Consider the following 206-nt stretch of genomic DNA (forward strand, 5'->3'; position numbering starts at 1 on the left):
CATTCATGAAGGCGACCAGTGGACTCATAAATCCGGCGGTTAAATAAATCGGCCGGTAAGACATAAAAGTAGAATCAATTGCTTTGTTTGCCTGCCGACCATTGATATAAAGAAACTCTTCAACCGAAAAGTTGATTTTGCCCAGTAAATGAATCAGACGATTGAATGAAATTTGTGAATCGCCTTTTTCAAACTTACTGATAAAG

At 37.9% G+C, this 206-nt stretch carries 1 pseudogene; it reads right to left on the reverse strand.

What is annotated here, in order from left to right:
* Positions 1-206, reverse strand: a pseudogene (locus CBI42_RS13385) (helix-turn-helix domain-containing protein); the annotation flags it as partial.

The organism is Streptococcus sp. KR, assembly GCF_002238115.1.
GTDB lineage: Bacteria > Bacillota > Bacilli > Lactobacillales > Streptococcaceae > Streptococcus.